The sequence below is a fragment of the Bacteroidia bacterium genome (assembly GCA_026932145.1).
Taxonomy (GTDB): domain Bacteria; phylum Bacteroidota; class Bacteroidia; order J057; family JAIXKT01; genus JAIXKT01.
Window position 1 is genome coordinate 23,656 of sequence record JAIXKT010000020.1, and the last position, 5,650, is coordinate 29,305.

The 5,650-nt window shown below is 38.9% G+C and carries 5 protein-coding genes; all 5 read left to right on the plus strand.

Going from position 1 to position 5,650, the window contains the following annotated elements; genetic code table 11:
• Positions 1-491 precede the first annotated feature (491 nt).
• The 5 genes from LC115_05575 to LC115_05595 are packed head-to-tail and all read left to right on the plus strand — an operon-like array spanning position 492 to position 4,908.
• The gene (locus LC115_05575; GenBank protein MCZ2356148.1) at positions 492-1,247 is read left to right on the plus strand and encodes a hypothetical protein; all 756 of its coding nucleotides are present in this window, start codon (positions 492-494) and stop codon (positions 1,245-1,247) included.
• A 19-nt stretch (positions 1,248-1,266) separates the two neighbouring features.
• Positions 1,267-2,538, plus strand: a complete 1,272-nt coding sequence (locus LC115_05580; GenBank protein ID MCZ2356149.1) for an SPFH domain-containing protein — start codon at positions 1,267-1,269, stop codon at positions 2,536-2,538.
• Between the two features lie 10 nt (positions 2,539-2,548).
• Complete coding sequence (locus LC115_05585; GenBank protein ID MCZ2356150.1) at positions 2,549-2,893, plus strand: hypothetical protein; 345 nt, start codon at positions 2,549-2,551, stop codon at positions 2,891-2,893.
• A complete protein-coding gene (locus tag LC115_05590; protein MCZ2356151.1) occupies positions 2,893-3,741 on the plus strand; it encodes a DUF559 domain-containing protein in 849 nt (282 codons plus the stop codon). The genes LC115_05585 and LC115_05590 overlap by 1 nt, the downstream gene beginning before the upstream one ends.
• A gap of 54 nt (positions 3,742-3,795) precedes the next feature.
• Positions 3,796-4,908, plus strand: a complete 1,113-nt coding sequence (locus LC115_05595) for a PDDEXK nuclease domain-containing protein (GenBank protein ID MCZ2356152.1) — start codon at positions 3,796-3,798, stop codon at positions 4,906-4,908.
• Positions 4,909-5,650 lie beyond the last annotated feature (742 nt).

Genomic DNA, 5,650 nt, shown 5'->3' on the forward strand with positions numbered 1-5,650 from the left:
CGTTGAGCGACATTACGCCTGCGGCGTAGTTTTGTTCTTCGTGTTTTGCTGCGCAAACACTCCCATCCAAAACAAATGTCGCTCAACGCAGCGCTTGACCTAATTTTGTCTAAGATACGCCTGGGCTTTGCGCCGGCTGCGGCTCGCACCGCTCGCCGTTCCGGCTAACGTCGCCCAACAAAACACTTGACAAAATTAGATCCCGAGAAAAAAAACACCGGAATCCCAAAATAAATTTTGGTCTTCTCTTTTTTTTCTCGGAACTTCGTCAAGCGCTGCGTTATGGGCAAGTTTAAAACGACACGCTACAACGGACAGGGGCAGACAAGAGAACCACCTCTTTCTTCACACGACACATCTTGACAGTCATTTCCGACTGACAACAATCTTTTATTTTTCAAAAATGGAGACCAGCGACCATTTCAAAAAACGGGGCGACACCGAAAAGCCTTACGAGTAGGACACTCATTGAAAATTTAAAAACGTAAAAAATGTATAACGAACAAATAGAAAAACTCATTGAACTTGCACTTGCTGACGGAGAATTGACCGAAAAAGAAAAGCAAGTGCTTTTTAAAAAAGCAGAAGCGGCAGGCATTGACCTTGACGAATTTGAAATGGTGCTTGACGCAAAACTTTTTGAGAAAAACCAAGCAAAAACAGAAACAGCACCTGTTTCCGCACCGAAATCAGACAAGTTTGGCGACATCAAAAAATGTCCGTCTTGCGGTGCTATTGTGCAATCATTCAGCACAAAATGTTCTGACTGCGGACACGATTTCAGAAACGTTGAAAGTGCAAATTCCATAAGAGAATTTTTTAAAGATTATCAAACCATTGAAAGCAAAGTTGTATTGAAAGACAACAATAATACAGGTGGTTTAATGGGGAAAGTTTTCGGAGGACTTGAAAGTATTGGTGGTGGAGATTGGAAACGAGCAGTATTCACTAAAAAGAAAGAGTTTATTATGCACTTCCCTATTCCAAATTCAAAAGAGGACATCTTGGAATTTCTGTCTATGGCTGTTCCGTTGGCTTCTCCAGCGAAAAAATCAACGTTTTCAGCTTTCAAAAAATTTGGTGCTCACTTTGGCGATGACCACGCCAAAAATTATGACTATATGATTGCCGAAGTTTGGATGCAGAAATGCGAACAGATAGTTATGAAAGCACGACTTTCAATGAAAGAAGACAAAAAAACTTTGGAACAAGTTGAGTATTACGGACAACAACTTGGAATTAAATAACAACTTAAAACACAACAAAATGGCATTATTCGGAAATAAAAATGAAGGCGGATTTATGGACGTAATCCGTTGCGATGAACAAGAATATCTTGTTTGGAAATGGCGACCAAAAGGGGCAACACTCAATGAAAGCAAAAAAGAAAATGCTATTCGTTATGGCAGTAGTTTGAGAGTGAAAGAAGGCGAAGTTGCTGTTTTCGTTTACAAACAGAATGATGGAAATCTTATGGATTTTATTGTCGGACCTCACGACCAGACAATAAAAACCGCCAACTTTCCTATTCTTACAAACATTGTCGGAACTGCGTTTGGTGGTGCTTCGCCTTTTCAAGCAGAAATTTATTTCATCAATTTACAAGGCAACAACCAAATAAAATTTGGCATTCCTTACTTTGAAGTATTTGACCCAAGAAGTGCTGATTTTTCTGCACCGATTGTCGCAAGAGGAACAATAACTTTCAATGTTACCGATTACAAAAGTTTCATTAAGCTAAACCGCTTAATCAACTTTGAATTGGACGACTTTAACAATCAGATAAAAGACGCTGTTACGAAATATGTAAAAGCATTTATCACAAATGCACCGACAGAAAACAAAATCGCAGTTCTGCAACTTGAACGGAAAATTTTAGAGTTGTCAGATTTAATTCAAGCACGTTTGAGAAACGATTTTGAAATTGATTTTGGCGTTAATCTCAAGCGTTTTGACCTTGCTCATTTGGAGTTTGATAAAGAGAGCAACAATTACAAACGACTTTTGAAACGCTTTGCCGACCAAGAATTGAAAACTGTTGAAGGAACAACGGAAATCAATCTTGAAAACTTGGAAGAAACAATGCGTATTCAACGCAAAGACCAAGAGTTACAAGTTGAGGGTAAAAACTTTGCCGTCCATCAACTCAACCAACAAACGGATGTGCTGAAAACAGCAGCCGAAAATCTTGGCGAAATGGGTGCTGTAAATCTTGGCGGTGGCGGAGGTTTAAATCCTATCGGACTAATGACAGGAATGGCAATAGGCGGTGCAATGGGCAACCAAATGGGTGGAATGATGAACAACATCAACAACACGCCACCACCGCCACCTGTTTCAACTTACCACGTTGCACTAAACGGACAGCAGTTAGGACAATTCAATTTAGAACAACTGAAACAATCTGCACAAGGCGGACAATTCACCAAAAGTCACCACGTTTGGAAAGAGGGAATGTCGGCTTGGGAATTGGCAAGCAATGTTGCCGAACTTGCAAGTTTGTTTTCAAGTGTTCCACCACCACCGCCAACAATTTAAACTTAGAACAATGAAAGTAAATTTTGTAAAATCAATTATCGCAATCGCCATAAGCGGACTAATTGCTTATGGCTTTTTCCACTTTCATAATGGCGAAAATAAATCGCTGTTAAGTTTGGGTTGTTTCTTATTTACAGCAACTACATTGCTGTTGACAATAGGAATAAATTTTGAATTCCCGAGAACAACGACAATGGTAAGAACAGTTTCGGGCATTTTCTTTGCTGTTGCTTTGTTGAGCAATTTAATTTTCTCTTTTACCGATTTTTCAGTTCCGTTTTATGTAATTGTAAACGGTATTTTAGCGTTGATTTATGTTCTAATCGCTTACACGATTTCAAAAGCAAAGCAGTAATGAATAAACTTGATTTTATTTCCCGACAATTTTCAAGAGCTGAAAAAAAACGATTTGAACATTATGTCGTAACGAGAATTTGGCATTTGCTCAATGACCTTTCAATAAAGTTTGTAACACAACAGTATGTTTCACGACCTGACGGACGAGCATTGACAGATATGTTTTTTCCGCAACTTCAAATTCACATTGAAATTGACGAAGGACATCACAAAAAACAAATTGAGTGGGATAAATTGAGAGAAGCCGATATTATCAACGCAACAGGACACGAAGTGTTGAGAGTTGATGTTACGCAAAACATTGAAGCGATTAACACTGAAATTTTTAAAATCGTTGAACACATCAAACTCAAAAAATCCAATAGCAACGATTTTAAGAGTTGGGATATTGAAGCCGAACTCAATCCGAAAACCTATATTGACAAAGGTTTTATTGATTTGAATGATGATTGTGCTTTCAGAACAATGGTTGATGCAGCCAATTGTTTCGGAAATGATTACAAACCAAAAGGAATTTGGACAGGCGGAGCAGGACACGGAAAAGACAACGGAAAAATTATTTGGTTTCCGAAACTCTACAAAAATGGGAAATGGAACAATTCCATTTCCAACGATGAAATAGAAATCAGAGAAATTTGCGAATTACCCGAAAATGCAAAATCACACATTGACCACGTTCTAAAAGACAATCGCACCCGAATTGTTTTTGCAAGAGTTAAAAGTCCGTTAGGCGACATTATGTATCGTTTCAAGGGCGAATACGAACTTGACAAGAATTTAACTAACTATACGGACGGTCTGCTTTGGCGAAGAATTTCAAAAAGCGTAAAAACCTATTCCAAGTAGAACTATCTGTTCATTTTGACTATCTTTGAGGACTGAATTTTTAAGATAGAAAAATTGAACATAGACAATACATATAAGCAAGATTTTAATCATATTCTAACACTCATAACCGCAGCAAGAAATCGTGTTTACAGCAAAGCAAACAGCGAGTTGGTTTTGTTGTATTTTAACGTAGGTAAGGTTGTTTCCGACAGAGTAAACACAGGCAAATGGGGCGAAAATATAGTTCAGCAATTATCGGATTTCATTTTATCAAGAGTTCCCAATCTTTCGGGCTTTAACCGTAGAGGCTTGTATAGAATGAAGCAATTTTTTGAGGTGTATTCAGATAATCAATTTTTGTCTTCACTTTCAATATTCTTAAAAAGCTATAAAAATCAGCAAGATACAAAAGTGTCAACAGTGTTGACACAATTACAATCGGCTGACGATTTGCCTTCCAAATTTGTGTCAACAGTGTTGTCACAAATTCAATGGTCATCGCATTTGCACATTCTGAACAAGACCAAAACAGCAGAAGAAAAAATTTTTTACGTTCTTCACGCCATTAGTCAGCGACTTTCGGTAAGAGAATTAGAACGACAACTAAATACGGCAACATTTGAACGAACAATGCTTAGTAACAAAAGCATTTCGGCATTACAAACGCAATTACCCGAAAATCTTTTCAAAGACCCTTACATATTTGAGTTTTTGGATTTGCCAGATGGACACAGCGAAAAAGATTTGGAAAAAGCGATTACGCTCAATTTGCAAAAATTCATTTTGGAAGTCGGCAAAGATTTTACCTATATGGGCGAACAATATCGCATACAGGCAGGTAACAGAGATTTCCGCACCGACTTACTTTTTTATCATCGTGAATTAAATTGCTTGGTGTTATTTGAATTGAAAATTCAAGAGTTTGACCCCGAATTTTTGGGCAAACTCAATTTCTATTTAGGTGCGTTAGACAAAGACGTGAAGAAACCACACGAAAACCCAAGTATTGGTATTTTGCTCTGCAAAGGCAAAGACACCGAAGTAGTAGAAATTTCAATGTCAAGACACATAAGCCCTGCAATAGTTGCCGACTACGAAACGAAACTAATTGACAAAAAATTATTGGCTAACAAGCTGCACCAATTAGGACAAATATTAGACAAACCAAACGAACAAGACGAATGAAAAAACCTGCCCATAACAAGGGTTTGGCGTAATGGGGGCGGACGTTCTTCGTATGAAAATTTGTGCTAAATTTGAACTTTGGTGCTTCGTATCAAGTGTTGTGCTGAAAAGCCCCCACTACGCCAATCCGCGAGCCCGATGTGCAAAAGTCTCCGCTTCGCTCCGTCTTTTGCACATCGGGCTCGCGGATTACATCCGCTGATGTGTTAAAGCGTCTTCGCTCCGCTTCGACCTTCAACACATCAGCGGATTTGCAAAATTCCTACGGCTTTCATAGCTCCGCTATGAGCCTTCGGAACTTCGCAAATCCGCGAGCCCGTTGAGCGACATTACGCCTGCGGCGTAGTTTTGTTCTTCGTGTTTTGCTGCGCAAACACTCCCATCCAAAACAAATGTCGCTCAACGCAGCGCTTGACCTAATTTTGTCTAAGATACGCCTGGGCTTTGCGCCGGCTGCGGCTCGCACCGCTCGCCGTTCCGGCTAACGTCGCCCAACAAAATACTTGACAAAATTAGATCCCGAGAAAAAAAACACCGGAATACCAAAATAAATTTTGGTCTTCTCTTTTTTTTCTCGGAACTTCGTCAAGCGCTGCGTTAGCGGTCATTGTAGGACGATACAGCAAAACAGAGAGAAAACTAAAGATTACGGACTAATCCTTTCAAAAAGGTTAAACTAATAAAACGATTAAGAGGTTGTTTAAAATTTATTTTTTTATTCTGTTAAGCATAATTCTAATCA